General features: G+C 74.7%; 17 protein-coding genes. 6 read left to right on the plus strand and 11 right to left on the minus strand.

The features are described from left to right. The first annotated feature begins 161 nt into the window (after positions 1 to 161). Positions 162 to 656: a hypothetical protein gene (locus SNA_RS28290; RefSeq protein ID WP_420823519.1), complete on the plus strand. Its 495-nt coding sequence runs from the start codon at positions 162 to 164 to the stop codon at positions 654 to 656. Positions 657 to 666: 10 nt separating this feature from the next. Here the strand turns inward: SNA_RS28290 and SNA_RS28295 are convergent, their stop codons facing one another. Further along, positions 667 to 996 carry a bifunctional 3-phenylpropionate/cinnamic acid dioxygenase ferredoxin subunit gene (locus tag SNA_RS28295; RefSeq protein WP_030072719.1) on the minus strand — a complete coding sequence of 110 codons (330 nt, stop codon included), beginning with the start codon at positions 994 to 996 and terminating at the stop codon, positions 667 to 669. Positions 997 to 1,167: 171 nt separating this feature from the next. On the opposite strand from SNA_RS28295, the gene SNA_RS28300 reads away from it, so the two are divergent. Beyond that, positions 1,168 to 1,983: an IclR family transcriptional regulator gene (locus SNA_RS28300; RefSeq protein WP_030072721.1), complete on the plus strand. Its 816-nt coding sequence runs from the start codon at positions 1,168 to 1,170 to the stop codon at positions 1,981 to 1,983. Between the two features lie 195 nt (positions 1,984 to 2,178). Further along, a complete protein-coding gene (locus tag SNA_RS28305; protein WP_044367393.1) occupies positions 2,179 to 3,264 on the plus strand; it encodes an S-(hydroxymethyl)mycothiol dehydrogenase in 1,086 nt (361 codons plus the stop codon). 7 nt (positions 3,265 to 3,271) lie between these two features. Here SNA_RS28305 and SNA_RS28310 read toward each other — a convergent pair whose 3' ends face one another. The 7 genes from SNA_RS28310 to SNA_RS28340 form a co-directional block, all read right to left on the minus strand. Beyond that, positions 3,272 to 7,954, minus strand: a complete 4,683-nt coding sequence (locus SNA_RS28310) for a coiled-coil domain-containing protein (RefSeq protein WP_044367395.1) — start codon at positions 7,952 to 7,954, stop codon at positions 3,272 to 3,274. 67 nt (positions 7,955 to 8,021) lie between these two features. Further along, on the minus strand, positions 8,022 to 8,906 hold the full coding sequence (locus SNA_RS28315; protein WP_044367406.1) for a hypothetical protein: 885 nt from the start codon (positions 8,904 to 8,906) through the stop codon (positions 8,022 to 8,024). Between the two features lie 220 nt (positions 8,907 to 9,126). Then, on the minus strand, positions 9,127 to 10,665 hold the full coding sequence (locus SNA_RS28320) for a hypothetical protein (protein WP_030066462.1): 1,539 nt from the start codon (positions 10,663 to 10,665) through the stop codon (positions 9,127 to 9,129). A 102-nt stretch (positions 10,666 to 10,767) separates the two neighbouring features. Beyond that, entirely contained in the window at positions 10,768 to 11,412 is a 645-nt protein-coding gene (gene pcp, locus SNA_RS28325) for a pyroglutamyl-peptidase I (protein ID WP_030066461.1), read from the minus strand. A gap of 70 nt (positions 11,413 to 11,482) precedes the next feature. Further along, entirely contained in the window at positions 11,483 to 12,451 is a 969-nt protein-coding gene (locus tag SNA_RS28330; protein WP_030066460.1) for a DUF979 domain-containing protein, read from the minus strand. After that, complete coding sequence (locus tag SNA_RS28335; protein WP_030066459.1) at positions 12,448 to 13,155, minus strand: DUF969 domain-containing protein; 708 nt, start codon at positions 13,153 to 13,155, stop codon at positions 12,448 to 12,450. The genes SNA_RS28330 and SNA_RS28335 overlap by 4 nt, the downstream gene beginning before the upstream one ends. A 114-nt stretch (positions 13,156 to 13,269) precedes the next feature. Next, entirely contained in the window at positions 13,270 to 14,013 is a 744-nt protein-coding gene (locus SNA_RS28340) for a GntR family transcriptional regulator (protein ID WP_030066458.1), read from the minus strand. A 191-nt stretch (positions 14,014 to 14,204) separates the two neighbouring features. Here SNA_RS28340 and SNA_RS28345 point away from each other — a divergent pair, with 191 nt between their 5' ends. From SNA_RS28345 to SNA_RS28355, 3 genes are read left to right on the plus strand one after another with little or no spacing between them, the layout of a single operon-like run. Beyond that, complete coding sequence (locus tag SNA_RS28345; protein WP_030066457.1) at positions 14,205 to 15,005, plus strand: LamB/YcsF family protein; 801 nt, start codon at positions 14,205 to 14,207, stop codon at positions 15,003 to 15,005. Next, positions 15,002 to 15,652 carry a 5-oxoprolinase subunit PxpB gene (gene pxpB / locus SNA_RS28350; protein ID WP_037790278.1) on the plus strand — a complete coding sequence of 217 codons (651 nt, stop codon included), beginning with the start codon at positions 15,002 to 15,004 and terminating at the stop codon, positions 15,650 to 15,652. The genes SNA_RS28345 and pxpB overlap by 4 nt, the downstream gene beginning before the upstream one ends. Continuing rightward, positions 15,649 to 16,554 carry a 5-oxoprolinase subunit C family protein gene (locus SNA_RS28355; RefSeq protein ID WP_030066455.1) on the plus strand — a complete coding sequence of 302 codons (906 nt, stop codon included), beginning with the start codon at positions 15,649 to 15,651 and terminating at the stop codon, positions 16,552 to 16,554. Before pxpB ends, SNA_RS28355 begins: the two co-directional genes overlap by 4 nt. Here SNA_RS28355 and SNA_RS28360 read toward each other — a convergent pair. The 3 genes from SNA_RS28360 to SNA_RS28370 form a co-directional block, all read right to left on the minus strand. Further along, positions 16,551 to 20,168 (minus strand): hydantoinase B/oxoprolinase family protein, encoded by a 3,618-nt coding sequence (locus SNA_RS28360; protein ID WP_044367400.1) that lies wholly within the window; start codon positions 20,166 to 20,168, stop codon positions 16,551 to 16,553. The two genes, SNA_RS28355 and SNA_RS28360, sit on opposite strands and share 4 nt — an antisense overlap. Positions 20,169 to 20,264: 96 nt before the next feature. After that, positions 20,265 to 21,152, minus strand: a complete 888-nt coding sequence (locus SNA_RS28365) for an SGNH/GDSL hydrolase family protein (protein WP_241779871.1) — start codon at positions 21,150 to 21,152, stop codon at positions 20,265 to 20,267. Continuing rightward, on the minus strand, positions 21,149 to 22,357 hold the full coding sequence (locus SNA_RS28370; RefSeq protein ID WP_044367403.1) for a glycosyltransferase: 1,209 nt from the start codon (positions 22,355 to 22,357) through the stop codon (positions 21,149 to 21,151). The genes SNA_RS28365 and SNA_RS28370 overlap by 4 nt, the downstream gene beginning before the upstream one ends. Between the last annotated feature and the right edge of the window lie 24 nt (positions 22,358 to 22,381).

The raw sequence follows: 22,381 nt of genomic DNA on the forward strand, positions 1-22,381 counted from the left end.
TTGGGGCGGCGGGGCACGGCCGGGTCCTTGCGAGCGGTCCGCCGAAACGCCGTCAACCGGCCCGTGACCAGGGGTCTTCGTCACCGTACGGGCAGTGACCGGCAGCGCGGGCGGATGGCCGGATTTCCCCTACCCCGGGGAACGGCTCGCCGGAACGGTGCGTGACGATAAGGAGGGACGGGGTGCGACCCTGGCGGCATGTACCCGGCGAAACCCGGGCAGCCACCGAAGAGTCGGACAGGCGGGGAGAGTACGGGGAGTGTGACGCTTTCGTGGACACCGGCAGACACCCCTTGTGGGAGCAGGAGCCCCGGCCCCGGCGCCGGATGCCCGATCCGGTGCGCACGGCCGCGGTGCGCTCCGTCATCATCGTCGCGATCACGCTGATTCAGGCCATGGTGGCGTTCCTGTGCACACTGGCGGGTTCCTGGCTTGCGTTTCCTGCGGTGCTCAGCACTGTCGCCAGCACCGTGGTAGCGACCTGGGGGGTGCTGGATGTGTGGGTGACCCGCCAGGTGTGGGTGCAGCGCCACGGGGTGCAGTCACAGCCGAGCAGTACGGCACGGGAGCTGCGCCGCGAGCGGCGGCGGGCGCGCCGGGCGGCGGCGCGGGAGCCGCGGGAGGACCCCGCACGGATCGACCGCGCCGCCGCCTGAGCGCGGGTCCTCAGGCCGGCGCCTCCTCCCGTACGGCGGGCCGCAGCTGGATCATTCCGTCCACGACGCCGACCTCGTGGGTGCGCACGGGCCGGCGGGCGGGCGGACAGGTCGGCGCTCCGGTGCGCAGGTCGAACAGCGCCGCATGCAGCGGGCATTCGACGAAGCAGCCCTCGGCCCAGCCCTCGGAGAGCGAGGCGTCCTGGTGGCTACAGGTGTCGTCGACGGCGTAGAGGCCGCTCTCGGTGTGGAAGACGGCGATGGCCGGTGTGGTGTCGTCGATCTCGATCCGTACGGACTCGCCCTCGGGCAGGTCCTCGATGCGGCAGACGGGAATCATCTGGCCCCCCTCGCGCTGATCGGTATCATGGCGTTGTGAATGACGCATCGCTGAGCGCGATGCGCAACAGAATCCAAGGCGGGGAGCGGGCCGTCAAGGGCCTTTCGGACATCTGGACGGCAGCCCTGGGAGGCGCCCCGCGCTGACCGGCGGGCGGAGACGCGCAGACCCATGGCGAACAGGGCACGGACGAACGGGACGGCGGGCGAGAACCCCGAGGAGCGGCGCGGCGGGGCGGGGTCGGTCCAGTCCGTGGACCGGGCGGTGAGCGTGCTGGAGACGCTGGCCCGGCTGGGCGAGGCCGGGGTGACGGAGATGTCCGAGGAGCTGGGCGTCCACAAGTCGACCGCGTTCCGGATCCTGGGGGTGCTGGAGAGCCGCGGGCTGGTGGGGCAGGAGAAGGAACGCGGGAAGTACTTCCTGGGCGCCGGAGTGCTGCGGCTGGCGGGCGCGGCGGCGATCCGGCTGGACATCTCGCAGGAGGGGCAGCCGGTGTGCCGGGCGCTGGCCCATGACACCGGCGAGACCGCCAATATCGCGGTGCTGGACGGCGATGCCGCGGTCAACATCATGCAGGCGCGGGGCGCCGCCGCGGTGACCGCCTACAACTGGCTGGGCCGCCGCACCCCGTTGCACGCCACCGCCAGCGGCAAGGTGCTGCTGGCCCATCTGCCGCGGGACCGCCGCGAGGCGCTGGCCGGCCGCAAGCCGGCCCGGTTCACCGAGCACACCCTGACCACCGCGGCCGGGCTGCGGGCGCAGCTGACGGCCGCGTTCGAGGACGGATTCGCCTGCTCCACCGAGGAGTTGGAGGTCGGGCTGAACGCGGTGGCGGCGCCGGTCCGGGCGTACGACGGCGGGGTGATCGGGGCGATCGGCGTCTCGGGGCCGGCGTACCGCATGGAGCGCGCCCGGCTGCCGGAGCTGGCGGAGCGGTGCGTGCAGGCGGCGGCCGAACTCTCCCGCCGGATGGGGTACGCACAGTGAGCGGCGGGCCCGGCCGGGCCGCGTCCCAAGGCCCGTGCGGGCAGCGGCGAACCGCCTCTTGACGGATCCCTGACGGACTTCCAGCATGTCTCTCATGGCGCAACCCAGCGCGCCATGGGCAACTTTGGAGCGACGCCGTGCCGACGCCGTGCCGCGCCGACGCCGTGCCGTCCGGCGCCGCGTGAGGAGTACGCCATGCCGCAGGAAGTCCGCGCCGCCGTCGCCGTCACCAAGGGCGCGCCCACCGAGATCCGCACGATCCTGGTGCCGGATCCGGGCCCGGGGGAAGCGCTGGTCGCCGTCCAGGCCTGCGGCGTGTGCCATACCGATCTGCACTACCGCGAGGGCGCGGTCGGCGCCGACTTCCCCTATCTGCTCGGGCATGAGGCCGCGGGCGTGGTGGAGGCCGTCGGCCCCGGCGTGACCGATCCCGCCCCCGGTGACTATGTCGTGCTCGCCTGGCGGGCGCCCTGCGGCCGGTGCCGGTCCTGCCGCCGCGGCCGGCCCTGGTACTGCTTCGACTCCCGCCATGCCGCCCAGGCGATGACCCTCCCGGACGGCACCGCACTCACCGCGGCCCTGGGCATCGGCGCCTTCGCCGAGAAGACGCTGGTCGCGGCCGGGCAGGCGGTGAGGGTGGACCCCGCGGCGCGGCCCGAGGCGGCCGGGCTCATCGGCTGCGGGGTGATGGCCGGCTACGGCGCCGCCGTGCACACCGGGGCCGTCGGCAGCGGGGACACCGTCGCCGTCATCGGCTGCGGCGGCGTCGGCAACGCCGCCATCGCGGGGGCCTCGCGGGCGGGCGCCCGCCGGATCATCGCCATCGATGTCGACGACGGCAAACTGGACGCCGCCGAGCGGTTCGGCGCCACCGACACCGTCAACTCCCGTGGTACGGACCCCATCGAGGCGGTCCGCACGCTGACCGGCGGCCATGGCGCCGATGTCGTCATCGATGCCGTGGGCCGCCCCGAGACCTACCGGCAGGGCTTCTACCTGCGCGATCTCGCCGGAACCCTCGTCCAGGTCGGCGTGCCCGACCCCGCGATGACGATCGAGCTGCCGCTGATCGACCTCTTCTCGCGCGGCGGCGCCCTGAAGTCCTCCTGGTACGGCGACTGCCTGCCCAGCCGGGACTTCCCGGTCCTGATCGACCTCTATCTGAGCGGCAAACTCGACCTGGACCGCTTCGTGACCGCCACCATGGGCCTCGACGACCTGGAGCGGGCCTTCGCCGCGATGCAGCGCGGCGAAGGGCTGCGCTCGGTGATCGTCCTCTGACGGCCCGTCAGTCCTCCGCGCCGTCCGCGGTGGTGTCCTCCGGTCCCGTCTCCTGCTGGGCCGGCACCTGCGGCGCCTCGTCCGGGCGGCGGTACATCCGCGTCGCCGTGATCTGCCCGTGCACCGCCTCGCCGCCCGGATCCTGCTGCGGCAGGCCCGGCCGCAGATGCTCCTCGACGCTGATGTACTTCAGCCCGGCCCGCAGGTCCGCGTCATTGCGCAACCTGATGACCAGCGGGAACTCCGCGAGCGCGGTGGTGTCGAACAGTCCGGTGGTGTAGAGCAGCTGGACGCCGAGCGCATCGGCGACGGCGCGCTGGAGCTCCAGCAGATACGTGGCGTTGGCGCGGCCGATGGGGTTGTCGAGGAACAGCGTGCCGGCGTGCCGCTGCTTGTCGCGTCCCCGGTCGTTGCTGCGCAGCGCGGCCATCGTGCAGTACAGGGCGATCGCGGCGGTCAGCAGCTGCCCGCCGGAGAACACATCGCCCATCTGCCCGACCGGCACCCGCTCGGCGCGCAGCACGGCATCCGGCTTGAGGATCTCCACGGCCACCCCGCGCGGCAGCAGCGCCGCGCCGACCCCGCGCAGCAGCAGGGACATCCCGTCCCGCCGCAGATCGCTGTTCTTCCTGACCGCCGAACGGGTCGCCTCGTCGATGACCTCGCCCAGCCGCTCGGTGAGCGTGGCCTGATCGGGGTCCTCGAAACGGATCCGCAGGAACTCCTGCCCCGACCACTCCCCCAGCCCCTCGGGCAGCCGGGACAGCCGCTGGGCGGAGCGCAGCGTGGTGAGCGAGGACTCCACCAGGCCGCGCAGCCGGTCCACGATGGAGTCGCGGTTGCGCTCCAGCTGGGCCAGTTCGTCGGTGAGCACCCGCAGCCGGGGCGCGAACGCCTGGGCCCACTTGGCGGCGTGGTCCGGCAGGGCCGCCGCGGGCAGTTCGCGGATCTGCTGGCGGGCGGGGGTGCGGACCTGCTCGTAGCGGGTGGAGTTGGCGTGCCGGACGAGGATGTCGGAGGCCTCGCGGACCGCGGACTCGGCGGCCGAGAGGTCGGCGGCGCAGCCGCGCAGCGAACGGCGGGACTCGGCGGCGGCCTGCCGGGCCTCGGCCAGGCTGCCGGCGTACGGCTCGGTCCGCTCCTCCGCGGCGTCCTCCGCGTCCTGGTGGTCGCGCAGCAGATCGCGCAGCAGGGCCGCGGCCTCGTCGAAGCCGCTCGCCGCGTCCTCGGCGGCGCGGTGGCCGCGCAGCAGCTCTTCGTGACGGGCGCGGGCGGCCTCCAGCGCCTCGGTGGCGGTGGCCAGTTCGGCATTGGCCTCGCGCAGCAGCTCCTTGGCGCGGTCGGCGTCCGCCGGGACCAGCTCCGCGGGCAGCTCGGTGTGCACCTCGCCGTCGGTGGGCGCCAGCCGCTCGGCCTCGCCGCGCAGCCGGCCGAGCTGCTCGCTGGCGGCCGAGGCGCGCGACTCCAGCATCTGCACCAACGATTCCGCGCGGGCCGCGGCGGCCTGCCGGGACGGGCCGTCGGCGGCGTCCGGGCTCTCCAGCAGGGCCTCGGCGCGGGTGCGGACCTTGTTGGTGAGGCGGTTCAGCTCGGCCAGCGCGGCGGATTCGTCGCCCTCCGCACGGGCCTGCTCGGCGCGCAGATCGGCGCCGACGCCGACCTTCTCGTAGAGCTGGGAGGCGGCGCGGTAGGACTCGCGCAGCGCGGGCAGCGACGCGCTCGGGGCCTCGCGGGCCTCGCCCAGGTCGTCCGGTACGCCGGCGATCTCGGACCGCTCGGCGCGCAGCGCGCGGGCGGTGCGGCGGGCGTCGTCGGCGGCGCGCTGGGCGGCGCGGCGGTCCTCGTCGGCGGACCGGGCGCGGTCCACGCACTCCTCGGCGCGGGCCTCGAACTCGGCCGCCTCATCGGCCAGTTCACGCAGCCGGGACTGCCAGGTGGCGCGCTCGCGCAGCCGGTGGGCGAGCCCGGCCAGCAGATCGGCGGCCCGGCGGGCGCGCTGGGCGGCCTCCTGCCGCTCGTCGCGCACCGCCGTGGCCTCGGCGGCGGCCTCGTCGGCCTCGGCGCGGACCGTACGGGCCTCGGTCAGCTCGGCGGCGGCCGCGTCGGCGGCGGTACGGGTCTGCTCCGCGGCGGCGGCCAGCTCGGTGAGGCGGCCCTGCGGGCAGCCGGTACGCCAGGAGCCGAGGCGGGCGGCGAGGGCGCGGTCGCCGGCGAGGCGGGCGGCGAGCGCGCGGATCTCCTCGTCGCGGGCGACGGCGCGGGCGCGCAGGGTCTGCCGTTCCTCGTCGGCCGCGGACTCGTCGTGCATCGCGGGGTTCGGCGGGACCAGGAAGACGCCGGTGTCCCGGCCGTCGGGGGCGGGGGCGGGCGCGAGCAGCGCGGCGGCGGTGCCGACGGCGACCGCGGAACGGGGCAGCAGGGCGGCCTGGGCGAGCGCCTCGCGGGCCCGGGCGTGGGTGTCCGGGTCGGTGATGATCACGCCGTCGACCAGCTCGGGCCGGGCGGCGAGCACCCGGGCGTGGTCGGCCGGGTCGACGGACTGGGCGAGATAGCGCCAGCCGGGCAGGGCGGGGATGCCGTGCTCGCCCAAGTACTCGACGGCGGCGAGCACATCGGGGCCCGGGGGCAGCAGCCCGCCGTCGCCCAGCGCGCCCAGGATCCGGGAGTCGTCGGCGGCGGCCGTGCGCAGATCGAACAGCTGCCGCTCGGCGGCGGCCACCCCGTCGTCGAGGAGCTCGCGCAGCGCCTCGGCACTGCGGTCCAGCTCCTCGGCGGTCAGCGGTTCCCCAGGAGCGGACTCGGCGGAACGGGGGCCGGGCAGCCCGGCGGACCGCGCCTCGGGCAGGCCGAGGAGTTCGGCGAGCCGCGACTCGGACCCGAGGACCTCGGCGGCGCGGCGCTCGGCGTCGTGGGCGCGCTCCGTGGCCTGCGCGGCGTCCTCGGCGCGGGCCGCCGCCAGCTCGGCGGCGGAGTGCCGGGCGGCCGCCTCCCGGGCGCGGTCGGTGGTCTGCCGGGCGGCCTCGCGGGCGGTGTCCCACGCCTGGACGGCGGTCTTCTCGGCATCGGAGGCGGCCAGCGCGGCGCGGGCCGGGTCGGCGTCGGGGGCGGAATCGTCCAGCCAGCCCGCCCGGACGGCCTCGGCGGTCTCCTCGGCGACCTCGGCCAGGCGCTGACGGAGGTGGTCGGCCTCGCTGCGGGCGCGCTGTGCGGTGGTGGCGGCGGCGGTGGCGTCGCGGTGCGCCGCTTCGCCGGCCTCCTGGAGGGCGGCGGAACGCTCCTCCTCCTCGTTGGCGATCCGCTCACCGGCCTCGGCGGCGGCGTGCAGGGCGCGGACGAGGTCGGTGGCGGCGGTGGCACGGGCGGCGAGCGCCGGAGCGGCGTCCCGTTCGGCCTCGCGGATGGCGGCGGCGACCCGGGCGGAGCGGTCGGCGGCGGCGCGGTGCCGCAGCGCGATCTCGGCGGCCTGCCAGGCGCTGTGCAGCGTACGGGCGTCGTTGAGCTCACGGCGCTGGGCGGCGGCGCCCTTCTCGGCGGCGGCCAGCGCCAGGGAGGCGTGGCGGTAGGCCAGTTCGGCGCAGACCAGGGAGCGGCGGTCGCGGGCGTGTCCGGCGTCGGTGACCCGGTGGGCCGCGGCGGCGAGCTGTTCGGCCAGCTCGGCGGCGCGGCCGCGCTCCTCGGTGCCGCGGGCGTGCAGCCGCTGGGCCAGGCCTCGGGTGCGGCGCTCGGCGCCCGTATGCACCTCGCGGGCGCGCTCGCGCTGTTCGGCGGCCTCGGCGATGCGCGACAGCAGATCCAGCGAGCCGGCGGTGAAGTCCCGCTCGGCGGTCAGCTCGGCGCGCCGGCCGAGCTTGTGCGCGAAGCCGTGGACGAGGTCGGCGAGGCCGTCGGTGTCACGGGTGTCGGTGACGGCGCGCAGCAGCAGATCGGTGAAGTCGGAGTCGTTCTTGACCGCGAACAGGCCGGCGGCCTCGCCCTCGTCGGCGTTCATCTCCCGCTGGTACCGGAACAGCTCGGGATCCAGGCCCAGCATGCCGAGGTGCTCGTTCCACCGCTCGTGCACCTCCTCCCAGACCACGTCCAGATTCGGGTAGTTCTTCCCGGCCTCGGTCAGAACGTCCCGGAAGCCCTTCATGGTGCGGCGGCGGCCCTGGGCCCCGGAGGTCCCCTCGCCGCCCTCCTGGCGGGGCCGGACGATGGTGGCCTCGGCCACCGGGAGCGAGTCCAGGCTCATCCCCGGGCCCGGCCGGAAGCTGTACCAGGCCTCGGCGAACTTACGGGGGTCGTTGGAGACCTGGCGGCCGCGCCATTCGCTGACCTTGCCGACGACGATGCTCTCGCCGGTCAGGACGTGCTGCCACTCCAGCGCGACATGCCCGCAGTCGTCGGCCAGCAGGAACTTGCGCAGCACGCCGGAGCTGGCGCCGCCCAGGGTGTTGCGGTGACCGGGCAGCATCACCGAGAAGATCAGCTTGAGCAGGACGGACTTGCCGCCGCCGTTCTCCAGGAAGAGCACTCCGGCCGGGGCCGGGCGGCGCGGCGGGCCGACCGGCTCGTCCTCGAAGAAGTCCGCCTGGGCCGGGGCCGGTTGGGGCACGGGCGCACCGACTCCGCGCAGGTCCAGCACGGTGTCGGCATAGCGCGCACCGGCGGGCCCGATGGAGTAGAGGCGGACCCGGGACAGCTCGTACATGGCGGACTCTCGTGGTGGTGGTGTCGGTCGGTGGTCTGGCAGCGGTCGTACGGGTGGGGCGGGCGGGTCAGTCCGAGTGGAAGGGCAGTCCCGCCTCGGAGACCAGGTCGAGGTCGTCGGTGTCCTCGCCGGGCAGCAGGGAGCCGGACCCGTCGGCGACGGGGACGATGCCCAGCTCCAGCAGCTCGGCCATGGCGGCGCTGCCGGCCATGTCGCGGACCTGGAGCTGATAGCGGGCGGTGGTGCGGTACGCGCCTCCGGCGTCGTCGCCGGTGCGCTGGAGGAAGCCGGAGTCGACGAGGAAGGTGACGGCCTTGGCGATGATGCCGGTGGTCGAACCGGCCAGTCGCCGGGCGTCCTTGGTGGCACCGGTCGCGCTGCGCCGCGCGTAGACCCGCCAGGCGGCCTCCAGGCCGGGCGCCTCGCTGACCGGGTCGGTGTTCTCGCCCTCCTGCTCGGCGCGCTCCTCCAGGCGGCGGCATGCCTGCCGCACGAAGGCGTCGACGCCGTTGACGGTGATCCGGCCGATATAGCCGTCGTCGGCGAGGTCCTCGGGGCGGGGGAAGGCCAGCGCGGCGACGGCCAGATGGGCCAGGCCGTGCAGGAAGCGGTCGGCGGAGTCGGCGGTGGCGCGGCGGGCGTAGTCGCCCATCCGGACGGCGAAGACGGAGTCCTCGGCGGCGGTGACGGCCATCCCGGCGCGGGTGGAGACCTCCAGGACGACCAGGCCCAGGCCGGTGGCGACGGCGTCGGCGAGGCGGGCGAAGGCGGGCTCGTCCCGGTAGCGGCGCAGCAGGTCGGCGTACTCGGCGTCGCGCGCGGGCAGCAGCTTGGGCTGGAGCCCGAAGGAGACCAGCCGGGCGGCGTCCGCGGCGTCGGCCGGGCTCAGCGGCGCGGGTGCGGCGGCCGGCGGCTCCTGCGCGGGAGCGGTCCAGGGCTCGGCGTCGCCCAGGGGCTCGGGGGCCACCGGGTCGGCGGCGGGGTACCCAAGGGACTCGGTCACGGGTGAAGCTCCTTGTACGGGGTCCGGACGGCCGGGCGGGCGAGCGGCCGGCGTATCCGGCGGCTCGGGGAGGGTGGGCGGCGCATCCTGGGAGAGGGGGTCGGGTGGGGCGTCCTGGGACGGGGGGTCGGCTGGGGCGTCCTGGGACGGGAGGTCGGGCCCGGGGGCATCAGGCCACCTCCGAGCGGCCGGCGGCCATACCGGCCGCGTCCAGCAGGGCCGTGCCGACGATGAGATCGGCACCGCCGAACTCGGGGTCGGCCAGCTCCGTGCCGTCGTCGACGGCGAACAGCAGCTGCGACTCCCCCTGGCGGTAGGCCGTACCGACCGGCGGGCTGGCCGCGTGCACCGCCAACAGGGCGACGAGATAGGGGAGTTCGGGATCCTGGCGGCGGGCCTCGGCCAGCAGGCCGGAGAGCCGGCGGGGCGCGTCGGCGGGCAGGTCGAGCAGCGCCATCGCGGCCTCCAGCTGCTCCTCGCTGAAGCGGCTGTCGTCGGGCGTGGCCACCAGATCGGGCTCGGGCATCTCCGCCCCGAGGTGCTCGCGCTCCAGGGGCGGGGTGAGCAGCACCTCGACCAGATCGCCGACGCGGACCGCCGAGGGGGTGCGCAGTCCCGTGCCGCGGGCGAAGAAGGCGTCGGTGACGCGGATGGCGTGCTCGGCGGGCAGCGGCAGCAGCGGGGCGACCAGCTGGCCGTAGAGGTCCAGGCCGGAGCGGGCGGCGGGGGCGGCGAAGGCCTGCCGGTCCTGTTCGGCGCGGAAGAGCGGACCGGCCTCCAGCAGCCGGGACTGGAGCTGGGTGTGCCGCCGGATGCAGTCCTTGACGATGTCGACCAGCTCGGCGGCGCGCCGCTTGTGCTCCCCGGTCTTGTGGTCGACGGCCTCGGCCTCGTCGCGGGCCTTGCGGATGTTGGTGAGGATGGCGTTCTCGTGGCGGTAGCGGTCCGCGACGTGGTCGAGCGCCTCGGCGATCATGTCGGGTACGGCCTGGAGCCAGTCGACGGCGCGGACGTTGCGCCGCGTCGCCTCCAGGGTCTTGCGCAGCGTCTCGGCGTACTGGACGGTGCGGTAGCGGGCCTGCTCGGCGGCGAGCTGGGCGTCCGCCAGCCGGCCGCGGTTGATCAGCACCTCCAGCTTGACCTCGGCGGCGATCTGGGCGCTGGTGACGTCCGTGTCGAGCGCGCCGACCAGGACGTTGACCGCCTCGTCGGTGGCCCGGAGGTAGACCGTGCCGCCGGGCCCGGGGACCTCCTCGATCAGCTTGAAGTCGTAATCGCGGCGGACATATTCACCATCAGTGGTGAAAGTGCCGTAAACGGCCCGGAAGCCGCGGTCCACGCTGCCGACGTTGATCAGGTTCTCCAGCACCCAGCGGGCCACCCGCTCGTGCTCGGCCTGGGAGCGCCGCGGGGCCTGGGCGGCGACCCGCGGGAGCACCTTCGCCACTATCTCCTCGTGATCGGCGCCGGTGTCGAAGTCCATGTTCAGCGTGACGAGGTCGATGACGGCGAGCGCCACCTCCGCCATCGCGTAGACGCCGTACTCCCCCGCGAGGTTGGCCTTGCGCGCATCGAGGTCGTGCAGCGGCGCGGTGCACGCCAGGGCGCGCAGCCGGCGGGCCAGGCCCTCGTCGGCGGCCGGGCCCGGGGCGGGCCGGTTCGGCCCGTTGAGCTGGGGCGCAGCGGCCCCCGAGGCGGGAAAAGTCACGTCGCACAGAGTAGGCGCTCCCACTGACAACGGACGAAACGGCGCGGTCTCGCGCGACGGGGGGCGTGCTGAGGAGGGCGCGTCGGCCTCAGCACTTCACCTTCAGTGCGTCGCCCCCTCCGCCACCCGCAGGTCCGTACGGATGCGGGCGGCCGTCACCGCGATCTCCCGCAGCGCCCGCGCCACCGACCCGACGGGCAGGGACGGCAGCGCGCGGTCGGTGACCTGTTCCGGTGCGTACGGGACGTGCACAAAGCCGCCCCGTACGCCGGGCAGTTCGGTGGCCAGCAGATGCGCGAGCCCGTAGAAGACGTGGTTGCAGACGAAGGTGCCCGCGGTGTTGGAGACCGAGGCGGGCAGCCCCGCGGCACGGACCGCCGCCACGCAAGCCTTGACCGGCAGGGTGGAGAAGTACGCGGCCGGGCCGCCGGGCACGATCGCCTCGTCCACGGGCTCCGCGCCGGAAACATCCGGAATACGCGCATCGTCCACGTTGATGGCGACGCGTTCGACGGTGACGTCCGGTCGCCCGCCCGCCTGGCCGACGCACACCACGATCTCCGGGCGGGTGTCCGCCACCGCGGCTCGCAGGGCGGTGAGCGAGCCCCCGTAGACGCAGGGCAGCTCCACGGCGAACATCTCGAACCCGGGCGGCGGTTCGGCCGCGGCGGCACGCACCGCGCGCCAGGAGGGGTTGGTCGGCTCGCCGCCGAAGGGCTCGAATCCGGTGAGCAGTACCCGGGGCATGGGCGGTTCCTCGGCAGGTCGGAGGGCAGTCGGTGGGCAGGCCCGGAGCGCGGGCCCGCCCCACGCGGACTCAGAAGGCGAACAGCGACATCAGGGCGATATTGCAGCCCAGCAGCACCCCCGCCGTGGGCAGCTGGGCCTTGATGGGCCCGTAGCGGTCCTTGAGCTCCAGCAGTGCCGCCGGGACGAGGTTGAAGTTGGCCGCCATCGGGGTCACCAGGGTGCCGCAGAATCCGGCGAGCATCCCGAGGGCCAGGACGGCGGCGGGGTTGCCGTGGAAGTGGCCGATCAGGACCGGCCAGCCGACGGCGGCGGTCATCACCGGGAAGGCGGCGAAGGCGTTGCCCATCACGGTGGTGAACAGGAACATGCCCACGCAGTAGACGACGACCGCGACGTAGACCGAGTCCTTGGGCAGCACGGACGTGGCGAGCCTGCCCACCTGGGCGCCGACGCCGGAAACCTGGAAGATGGTGCCCAGGGTGGCCAGCATCTGCGGGAGCAGCATCGCCCAGCCCATCGCCTCCAGCAGGGAGCGCCCGGACTGCACCGGTACCGATACCCGCTTCTCGCGCAGCATGATCATGCCGATGGCCAGGGCGGCGATCGCCCCCAGCCCCAGGCCCAGGATGGTCTCGCTGCCCTCCTGGAGGACGGGTTCGCCCCCGAAGGAGAGGTGTTTGACGCCGACCGCGCAGACCATCGCCACGACCGGGATGGTGAGCGCGGGGACGAAGAGCCGGTCACCGAGCCTGGCCGCGCCGGCGGCGCGCTGCTGGGGGGTGGTGGTGCGCGGGGTGCCGCGCCCGGTGCAGCCGAAACCGGCCAGAGCGGCCATCACGAGCACCGCGGCGCCCAGCGGTTCGGCGGGCGCCTGCCCGGTGACGACCCAGCTGCTGTAGATGAATCCGGCGCCGATCAGGCCCCAGAAGCCGGCGGTGCCGAAGCGCTTGGGGTTGCTGCGGTCGGTGACCATCTGCGCGGCCATCACCAGGAAGCTGAGGCCGACCAGCCAGTAGAACCACTCTGCCTTGATCACTGGGCGGCCTCCACTTCGGCGGTTGCGGCGTTGGCGGTCAGCAGCTCGCGCTCCAAGTGGCGGTCCAGGCGCAGCAGTCGCCAGCCATGGACGACGAAAGCGCACACCGCGGTCGGGATCGCCCACATCGCCAGGTCCAGCGGTTCGAGGTGGGTCCCGTAGGTGGTGTTGACGAAGCCGGTGATCAGCAGGATCGAGCCGACGGCCAGGAAGACGTCCTCGCCGAAGAACAGGCCGACGTTGTCCGCGCTGGCGGCGAAGGACCGGACCTTCTCCCGGGTCCGCTCCGGGAGGCCGCCGTAGGTGCGCTCGGCGGCGCCCTCGGCCATCGGCACGGCGAGCGGGCGGACGGTCTGGGCGGGGCCGAAGACATTGGTCAGGCCGACCGCCGCGCCGATCTGCCGCAGGCCCAGATAGAGCGTCAGAAACCGTCCGGTGGTCAGCTTGGAGAACCGGGCGATGACGTTACGGGCCTGCTCCTGGAGGCCGTAGCGCTCCAGGAGGCCGATGACCGGGAGGGTGATGGCGAAGATCGTCACGGCCCGGCTGCCGGCGAAACCCGTGCCGAAGGCGGCCAGCACCTTGCCGGGCGACAGGCCGCCGAGGAAGCCGGTGGCGATGCCGGCCACCGCGACGACCAGGAGGGGATTGCGTCTGGTGGCGAAGCCGAGCACGACCACGAGCACACCGAGGAGGACAATCATGGGTCCGCCTTCCCGCGTACAGGGACCCCACGGACGGTGAGGAGAATGCCGAGGACGTTAGGCGATTGTTCAACGATCCGACAAGGGTCGGGAGGGCGGAACTCCGGGCGCGCCTCAGCCTTCCTTGATGCGCTGGGCGTACGCCCCCGACAACTGGCCGCGCGAGTCCTCCAGGTAGGCCAGCAGCAGCCGCTCGGCCGCGGCGGCGTCGCCCGCCAGCAGGGTGTCCGCGATCTGCCGGTTGCGGACCAGGTAGGGGGCGTAGAAGCGCTGCGGATCGTCCATGACGTGGAAGACCAGCCGGAGTTCGGCCAGCACCCCGCGCATCAGCTCATCGGTGCGCGGACTGCCCACCAGGGCGACGATCGCCTGGTGGAAGCGGAGGTTGGCGGTCGACAGGTCCGCCCAGGCACGCGCCGCGGCGGCCTCCTCGCCCGCCTGCACCGCCGCATCGATGGCCTCGATCCCCTCGCCGGCCTCGGGGGCGTAGGGCCCCTGCCCCAGGCCCCGCAGCGCCGCGCTCTCCACGATCATGCGCACCCGGAAGATGTCGTCCAGGTCCTCGACGGTCACGACCCGCACGAACACCCCGCGGTTGAGCCGGTGCTCCAGCAGCCGCTCGTGGGTGAGCAGCCGGAACGCCTCGCGCAGGGTGTTGCGCGAGACCCCCAGCGCGCCGCCGATGCTCTCCTCCGACAGCCGCGCCCCGGGCGGGAAGAAGCCCTCGGTGATCCGGTCGCGCAGGATGTCGGCGACCCGCTCGGCGGTGCTGGCGCGCCCGAGCAGGGCGCGGTCCGACGCCAGGCCGCTGACCTCGGCCAGCCGCCGCCGGTCGTTCTTCGCCACTCCGCCGGCCATCGCCGTCTCCGCTCTCGCCCGCACTGCGCCGTCACGTCAGCCGCAGTCAATCCCAGCAGTCAATCCCAGAAGGAAGAACGAGACAACATCCCCTTGTGGGATTGTTCAACGATCCCTTAGCGTGACCCCGCAGTGTGACCTCGCCCCTGTACGTGCGCCTCACGGAACGGACGCCCATGACCGACCCGGCCATGACAGACCCGGCGGCCCCTCCCGTCATCGACCTCAACGCCGACCTCGCAGAAGGCTTCGGCCGCTGGCAGCTCACCGACGACGACGCCCTGCTGTCCGTCGTCACCAGCGCCAATGTCGCCTGCGGCTTCCACGCGGGCGATCCCTCGACGATGCGCCGGGTGTGCGAGCGGGCCGCCGAGCGCGGTGTGGTGATCGGCGCCCAGGTCTCCTACCGGGACCTGGCCGGGTTCGGCCGCCGCGCGATGGAGGTGCCGCCGGACGAGCTGGCCGATGAAATCACGTACCAGATCGGCGCGTTGGAGGTCTTCGCCCGCGCCGCCGGGGCCCGCGTCGGCTATGTCAAACCGCATGGCGCGCTCTACAACCGCTGTGTGCACGACGAGGAACAGGCCGCCGCGGTCATCGCCGGCATCCGCGCCGCGGGCGACGCGCTGCCCGTCCTCGGCCTCCCCGGCTCCCAGCTGCACCGGGCCGCCCGGGACGCCCGCCTCCCGGTCGTCCCCGAGGCGTTCGCCGACCGCGCCTACACCGCCCGGGGCACCCTCGTCCCGCGCCGCGAGCCGGGCGCCGTGATCCACGACGGGGACGAGGTCGTCAAGCGCGCCCTCGGGATGGCCCGCGACCGTACGGTCACCACGATCGACGGGCAGCAGCACGCGATCACGGCCCGCTCCCTGTGTCTGCACGGGGACACGCCGGGCGCCGCCGTCCTCGCCCGGCGGGTACGGGCCGAGCTCACCGCGGCCGGGGTGCATGTCCGCAGCTTCACGCCGGGCGCCGCCGGGGGCGCGGCATGAGACCGCTGCCCGTAGGCGAGCACGGGCTGCTCATCGAACTGGACAGCGCCGAGCAGGTCGAGGCGCTGCACGCCGAGCTGCTGCGGCGCGCCGCCGACGGCACGCTGCCACCGGTGGGCGAGATGGTGCCGGCCGCCCGTACGGTCCTCCTCGACGGCCTCGCCGATCCGCGCGGCCTCGCCGCCGCACTGGCCACGTGGGACGTCCCCCCGCTCGCCGCCGCCGACCGCCCCACCGTCACGATTCCGGTCCGTTACGACGGCCCCGATCTCGCCGATGTGGCCGCCCTGTGGGACGTCACCCCCGACGAGGTCGTCCGTCTGCACTCCGGCACCGCCTTCCACGTCGCCTTCTGCGGCTTCGCGCCCGGCTTCGGCTATCTGACCGGCCTGCCCCGGCAGCTGCACGTCCCTCGCCGGGCCACCCCCCGCACCAGGGTCCCGGTCGGCGCGGTTGCGCTCGCGGGCCCGTACACCGGCGTCTATCCGCGCTCCTCCCCCGGTGGCTGGCAGCTCATCGGCACCACCGACACCGTCCTGTGGGACCCCGCCCGCGAACCGGCGGCCCTGCTCGCCCCGGGCACCCGCGTCCGCTTCGTCCCCCAGGAGCACGCAGGCCCCCACGTACCCCAGGAGCCCGCCGCATGACCGACCGCGCCGTGTCGGTCGTACGGGCCGGAGCGCTCACCACCGTGCAGGACCTGGGCCGTCCCGGCCACGCCCACCTCGGGGTCCCCCGGGCCGGCGCCCTCGACGCGCCCGCGCACCGCTTCGCCAACCGCCTGGTCGGCAACGCCGAAACGGCCGCCACCCTGGAGACCACGCTGACGGGCTGCGCCCTGCGGGTGCGTACGGCCACCACCGTGGCGGTCACCGGCGCGCCCTGCCCGGTGACGGTCGACGGCCGTCCCGCCCCCTGGGGCGCACCGGTCCGCGTCCCGGCCGGCGCCGTCCTGGAGGCGGGAGCGGCCACCCACGGCCTGCGCGCCTACCTCGCCTTCGCCGGCGGCATCGACGCCGAAACGGTCCTCGGCAGCCGCGCCACCGACCTGCTCTCGGGCCTGGGCCCCGCCCCGCTGGCCGACGGTACGGTCCTCCCTCTGGGCCGCCCGCAGGGCCCGCCCGCCGCCGTGGACGCCGTCCCGCACCCCGGCCCGGCGGCGGAGCTCGTCCTGCCCTTCCTGCCCGGCCCGCGCGACACCTGGTTCACCGACACCGGCCTGCGCACCCTGATCACCGGCCGCTTCCGCGTCTCCGCGGCTTCCAACCGCATCGGCCTGCGCACCGAGGGCCCGCCCCTGGAACGCGCCCGCACCGGCGAACTCCCCAGCGAGGGCATGCCGTTGGGCGCCCTCCAGGTCCCACCCAACGGCCTGCCGGTGCTCTTCCTCCACGACCACCCCACCACCGGCGGCTATCCGGTCATCGGCGTGGTCCCCGAACGCCACCTGGCACCCGCCGCCCAGGCCGCGCCGGGGACGCCGGTGCGATTCGTGCGAATGCACCGACCACCCGGAGGAGCTGACCGGGCGGACGCGCCGACCAGCTAGCCGGTGCCCTCCGCCGGCCCGTACCCGCCCCCGCCCGGTGTACGGATCACCAGCACATCGTCCTCCCCCACCTCCGCCGCATCGCAGCCCCCCAGCACCTCGTGCGAACCGTCCGCCCGTTCCACCACGTTGACGCCCAGTGCGCCCGGGGAGCCGCCCGCCATCCCGTAGGGCGGGACCCTGCGGTGGTTGCTCAGCAGGGCCACCGTCATCGGCTCCAGGAAGCGCAGCCGGCGTTCGGCGCCGCAGCCGCCGTGCCAGCGTCCGGCGCCGCCGCTGCCGTTGCGGACGGTGAAGCCGTCGACGCGGACGGGGTAGCGCCACTCCAGGACCTCGGGGTCGGTGAGCCGGGAGTTGGTCATATGGGTCTGCACGGCGTCCGCGCCGTCGAAGCCGTCGCCCGCCCCGGAGCCGCTGGCCACGGTCTCGTAGTACTGCACCCGGTCGTTGCCGAAGGTGAGGTTGTTCATGGTGCCCGAGCCCTCGGCCTGGATGCCCAGCGCCGCGTACAGGGCGCCGGTGACCGCCTGGGAGGTCTCCACGTTGCCCGCCACCGTGGCCGCCGGGAACCGGGGCGCGAGCATCGAGCCGGGCGGGATACGGACCTCGACGGGTTTGAGGCAGCCGCTGTTGAGCGGGATGTCCTCGGCGACCAGGGTGCGGAAGACGTACAGGACCGCCGCCATCACCACCGAGGTGGGGGCGTTGGCGTTACCGGGCTGCTGGGGGGAGGTGCCGGCGAAGTCCAGGACGGCGCTGCGGGCGGCGCGGTCGACGGTCAGCGCGACATGGATCTGCGCGCCGCTGTCGGTCTCGTAGCGGCAGCTCCCGTCGGACAGCCGCGCGATGATCCGGCGCACCGAGTCCTCGGCGTTGTCCTGGACGTGCCGCATGTAGGCCCGTACGACCTCCAGGCCGAACTGCTCGGTCATCCTGCGCAGTTCCTCGATGCCCTTCTCGTTGGCGGCGATCTGGGCGCGCAGATCGGCGATGTTGGCGTCCGGGGCGCGGGAGGGATACGGGCCGGAGGCGAGCAGTTCGCGGGTCTCGCGCTCGCGCAGCTCTCCGTCGCGCACCAGGAGCCAGTTGTCGAAGAGGACGCCCTCCTCCTGGATCGTGCCGCTGAAGGCGGGCATCGAGCCCGGGGTGATGCCGCCGATCTCGGCGTGGTGGCCGCGGGAGGCGACCAGGAACAACAGCTCGTCACCGTCCGTTGAGAAGACGGGTGTCACGACGGTGACGTCGGGGAGGTGGGTGCCGCCGTGGTAAGGGTCGTTGATCGCGTAGACGTCGCCGGGCCGCAGGTCGTCGGCGCGCCGCCGCAGCACCTCCTTGATCGACTCCCCCATCGAACCCAGATGCACGGGAATGTGCGGGGCGTTGGCGATCAGGTTGCCCTCGGCGTCGAAGAGCGCGCAGGAGAAGTCGAGACGCTCCTTGATGTTGACGGAGTGTGCGGTGTTCTCCAGGCGGACGCCCATCTGCTCGGCGATGGCCATGAAGAGGCTGTTGAAGACCTCCAGCATGACGGGGTCGGCCTCGGTGCCCACAGCGGCCGGGCCGCCGCGCTCCCGTACGCGGCTCAGCAGCAGATGACCGCGCTCGGCCACGGCGGCCTGCCAGCCCGGGTCGAGGACGGTGGTGGCGTCCTCCTCGGCGATGATCGCCGGGCCGGTGAGGGTGTCGCCGGGCCGCAGACCGGTGCGCCCGTGGAGCGGGGTGTCCCGCCAGCGCCCCTGCGCATACATCCGCACGGTGGCCAGGGGCGTGAGCCCGCCCGCCCGCTCGGTGAACGGGACCTCGTGCCCGGCCGCGCCGCCCGCCGCGCCCAGGGCCTCGACGGACACCGCCTCGGCCACCAGCGGCTTGTCCATGGTGAAGGCGTAGCGGGCGCGGTGGGCCCGGAGGAAGTCGCCGGCCATGGTGTCGGCGTCGGCCAGGGGGACGCCGATGGTGGAGTCGGTCCCGGCGTAGCGGATCAGCACCCTGGCGCGCGTGGTGACCGAGGAGTCCGGCACCCCGTCGTCGAGCAGCTCGCGCCGCGTCTGCCGGGCGAGCGCTTCGCACACCTCGTGCACCCGCTCAAGGGCCCCGGGCCGCCCGAATTCCGCCTCGACGGCCTGTTCGCGCATCGCGGTGGCGTCGGCGACCCCGATGCCGTACGCGGACAGGACGCCGGCCAGCGGGGGCACGAGGACGGTGGTGATGCCCAGCGCATCGGCGACCGCGCAGGCGTGCTGGCCGCCCGCGCCGCCGAAGCTGGTCAGGGTGTAGCGGGTGATGTCGTGCCCGCGCTGGACGGAGATCTTCTTGACCGCGTTGGCCATGTTGAGCACGGCGATGTCCAGGAAGCCGGCGGCGACGTCCTCGGGGCCCCGGTCGTCCCCGGTGGCGGCGGCGATCTCGGAGGACAGCGCCGCGAACCGGGTCCGGACGGTCCCGGCGTCCAGCGGCCGGTCGCCGTCGGGGCCGAACACCGCCGGGAAGTGGTCCGGCTGGATGCGGCCGAGCATCACATTGGCGTCGGTGACGGTCAGCGGGCCGCCGCGCCGGTAGCAGGCCGGTCCCGGGACGGCGCCGGCCGAATCGGGGCCGACGCGGTAGCGGCGCCCGTCGAAGTGCAGGACGGAGCCGCCGCCGGCCGCGACGGTGTGGATGTTCATCATCGGGGCGCGCACCCGTACGCCCGCGACCTCGTTGCCGAAGACCCGCTCGAACTCCCCGGCGTAGTGCGACACATCGGTGGACGTCCCGCCCATGTCGAAGCCGATGATCCGGTCATGGCCGGGCCCTGCCTCGTGGGCGCTGCGCACCATCCCGACGACGCCGCCCGCGGGCCCGGACAGCACCGCGTCCTTGCCCCGGAAGTGCTCGGCCTCCCGCAGCCCTCCGTTGGACTGGAGGAACATCAGCCGGATGCCCGGCAGTTGGGCCGCGATCTCGTCCACGTACCGCCCCAGGATCGGCGACAGATAGGCGTCGACGACGGTGGTGTCCCCGCGCGGCACCAGCTTCATCAGCGGGCTGACCTCGTGCGAGCAGCTGACCTGCGCAAACCCCGCCCGCCGGGCCAGCTCGGCGACGGCCTTCTCATGGTCGGCGTGGCGGTAGCCGTGCAGCAGGACGACCGCCGCGCTGCGCAGCCCGTCCGCCCGGGCGCGGATCAGCGCCGCCCGGACGGTGTCGGTGTCCAGCGGCCGCACGGTCTCCCCGTGCGCACCGATGCGCTCGGGGACCTCGATCACCCGCTCGTAGAGCGCCTCGGGCAGCACGATCCGCCGGTCGAAGATCCGCGGCCGGTTCTGGTACGCGATCCGCAGCGCGTCCCGGAAGCCCTCGGTGATCAGCAGCACGGTCGGCTCACCGGTGCGCTCCAGCAGCGCGTTGGTGGCGACGGTGGTGCCCATCTTGACGACGGACACCCGCTCGGCGGGCACCGGTTCGTCCGGCCCCAGGCCCAGCATCATCCGGATCCCGGCCACCGCGGCGTCCCGGTAGCGCTCGGGGTGGTGCGAGAGCAGTTTGGCCGTGACCAGGCGGCCGTCCGGCCGTCTGCCGATGACATCCGTGAACGTGCCGCCGCGGTCGATCCAGAACTCCCAGCGTCCGGTCATCCGGCCATTGTCGCAGCGGCTTTCGGATCCGGAAGGGCTGCCGGAGGGTGCGCGTGGCGTGGCCCGGAGCCGTCCCGCCCACGGCCCGGACGCCGCTCACCCGGCCGGTGCCGTCGCCCCCTTGGGGTCCGCGAGGGCGGCCAGTGCGGCGCGCGTGGCGTGGTCGGCGGCCGCGTCCAGGAGGCGGCCGGAACCGGCCAGGCCGTGGCGGCATTCCTGGGCGGCGAGGGCGAGCAGCCCCGGCAGCAGGTCCGTGCACCGGGCGAGGACCCATCGGGTGCCGCGGGTGGCCATCCACCAGGCGGAGCCGCTACGGGTCGGGGGCCGGCCGTCGAGGGCGAGCGGGGGCGGCGGCCCCACCGGGTGGCCGGCGGCGGCCAGCCCGGCGTGGAAGCCTCGGGCCAGCAGGCGGTGGCCGCGTTCGCTGGGGTGCAGCCGGTCCACGCTCCAGCTGGTGCGGTCGGTGACCCAGGGGTGGCCGGCCAGATGCAGATGCAGACCGCCGTAGCGGCGGGAGACCTCGTGGACGACGGTGTTCACCGCGCGCATCCGCCGGGCCAGGGGGCGGGCCAGCGGCGCGGGCAGTCCCAGCATCCGCCCCGGGTCGGGCAGACAGGCCGTCAGGACCACGGCCCCGTCGGCGCTGAGCGTGCGATGCGTCAGATCGAGTGCGGCGGCCACCCGCTCTATGGCGAAGGCGGCCCGCAGGGTGTCGTTCGCGCCGACGACCACCGACGCATAGCGGGGTGCGAGCCGCCGCGCGGCGGGCAGCTGCCGCGCGGCCACATCGGCCGCCAGCGCGCCGCTGCACGCCAGATTGACCAGCGGCACGCCGTCCGGCCGCTCCCCCAGCGAGTCGGCGAGCAGCGCCGCCCACCCGCGCCAGCCGCCCGCGGGCAGGGGGTCTCCCAGCCCCTCGGTGAGCGAATCGCCCAGCGCCACGAATCCGGACCGTTCCCCGGTCCCCCTCGGTATTCCGCTCACCGCCCGCTCCGTGGGCGCACCGGCGGCTCGGGTACGGCGACCGGCATGCCCGGGAGCACCGGCGCCTCGTGCGCGGCCAGGAAGGCCGCGACGGCGGGCCGCCAGCCGTATCCCTCGGCGCGCTGCCGGGCGGCGCCGCGGCGGGCGGCTTCCGGGCGGGCCAGCACCCGCTGGACGGCGTCGGCGAAGGAAGGGCCGTCGTCCAGAGCCGTATCGCCGCCGCTGTCGACCAGGTGGGCCAGGGCGGAGGCGGCGCTGGCGACGACCGGGGTGCCGCAGGCGAGCGCCTCCAGGGCGGCGAGGCCGAAGGTTTCGGCCGGGCCCGGGGCCAGGACGACGTCGGCGCTCGCCTGGAGCGCGGCGAGATGGGCGCGGTCGGCGAGGTGCCCGAGGAAGGCGGCGGGCAGCCGCTCCGCCCGTGCGCGCGCCTCCAGCCGCGCCCGTAGCGGACCGTCACCGGCGACCACCAGGGCCGCATCGACGCCGCGGCGGCGCAGGTCCGCCAGCGCGTCCAGCGCCCGCCCCGGCCGCTTCTCCGGGGACAGCCGCGAGCACATCAGCATCAGGACGGCGGCCCGTCCCGCACAGCGCCGCCGGAGTTCCGCGCTGCGGCAGTCCGGGTGCCAGGCCGCGAGATCGACGCCGAGCGGCGCCCGCACCACATTGCGCGCCCCGACCCGGGTGAACTCCGCCGCCGCCCACTCCGTGGTGCACACGATGCGGCTGTAGGAGTGCGCCGTACGGGAGTTGAGCCGGTCCGCGGCGGCGCGGGCGACCGCCTTGGGCACACCGCAGGTCTTGAGCACCCCGTCGACGCTCTCGTGCGAGACCATCACCGCGGGGACCCGGGCGCGCCGCGCCCACTCCCCCGTCCAGCGCAGCGTCGTACGGTCGGAGACCTCCAGCCGGTCGGGGTCCAGCGCGTCCAGTACCCGCCGCAGCCGATGCCGGTCGGCCAGGACGCGATACCCCCCGGTGGCGGGCACCGCGGGCCCCGGCAGGGTGATCACCCGCCCCTGTTCGGTGCGTTCGTCGGACGTCCCCCGCCCGGCCCCCGGCACTATCAGCACCGGCTCGTGCCCGGCAGCCGCATACCCGGCGCCGAGTTCGCGCAGCGCGGTCCGCAGCCCGCCCGACGCCGGCGCGACGAAATTGGCCACCCGTACTATGCGCAGCCCCGCCCCGCGCTCCTGGTGCCTCCTCATGCCGAAACCTCGCTCCGCTCGGCC

Origin of the sequence: Streptomyces natalensis ATCC 27448, assembly GCF_000935125.1 — a bacterium.
Taxonomy (GTDB): domain Bacteria; phylum Actinomycetota; class Actinomycetes; order Streptomycetales; family Streptomycetaceae; genus Streptomyces; species Streptomyces natalensis.

What these genes read in the sequence shown, in the direction of transcription:
- SNA_RS28335 (WP_030066459.1), bottom strand. Translation starts at nt 13,155, where the DNA reads ATGATTGTCCTCCTCGGTGTGCTCGTGGTCGTGCTCGGCTTCGCCACC.
- SNA_RS28345 (WP_030066457.1), top strand. Translation starts at nt 14,205, where the DNA reads ATGACAGACCCGGCGGCCCCTCCCGTCATCGACCTCAACGCCGACCTC.
- SNA_RS28305 (WP_044367393.1), top strand. Translation starts at nt 2,179, where the DNA reads ATGCCGCAGGAAGTCCGCGCCGCCGTCGCCGTCACCAAGGGCGCGCCC.
- pxpB (WP_037790278.1), top strand. Translation starts at nt 15,002, where the DNA reads ATGAGACCGCTGCCCGTAGGCGAGCACGGGCTGCTCATCGAACTGGAC.
- SNA_RS28310 (WP_044367395.1), bottom strand. Translation starts at nt 7,954, where the DNA reads ATGTACGAGCTGTCCCGGGTCCGCCTCTACTCCATCGGGCCCGCCGGT.
- SNA_RS28295 (WP_030072719.1), bottom strand. Translation starts at nt 996, where the DNA reads ATGATTCCCGTCTGCCGCATCGAGGACCTGCCCGAGGGCGAGTCCGTA.
- SNA_RS28300 (WP_030072721.1), top strand. Translation starts at nt 1,168, where the DNA reads ATGGCGAACAGGGCACGGACGAACGGGACGGCGGGCGAGAACCCCGAG.
- pcp (WP_030066461.1), bottom strand. Translation starts at nt 11,412, where the DNA reads ATGCCCCGGGTACTGCTCACCGGATTCGAGCCCTTCGGCGGCGAGCCG.
- SNA_RS28370 (WP_044367403.1), bottom strand. Translation starts at nt 22,357, where the DNA reads ATGAGGAGGCACCAGGAGCGCGGGGCGGGGCTGCGCATAGTACGGGTG.
- SNA_RS28340 (WP_030066458.1), bottom strand. Translation starts at nt 14,013, where the DNA reads ATGGCCGGCGGAGTGGCGAAGAACGACCGGCGGCGGCTGGCCGAGGTC.
- SNA_RS28355 (WP_030066455.1), top strand. Translation starts at nt 15,649, where the DNA reads ATGACCGACCGCGCCGTGTCGGTCGTACGGGCCGGAGCGCTCACCACC.
- SNA_RS28360 (WP_044367400.1), bottom strand. Translation starts at nt 20,168, where the DNA reads ATGACCGGACGCTGGGAGTTCTGGATCGACCGCGGCGGCACGTTCACG.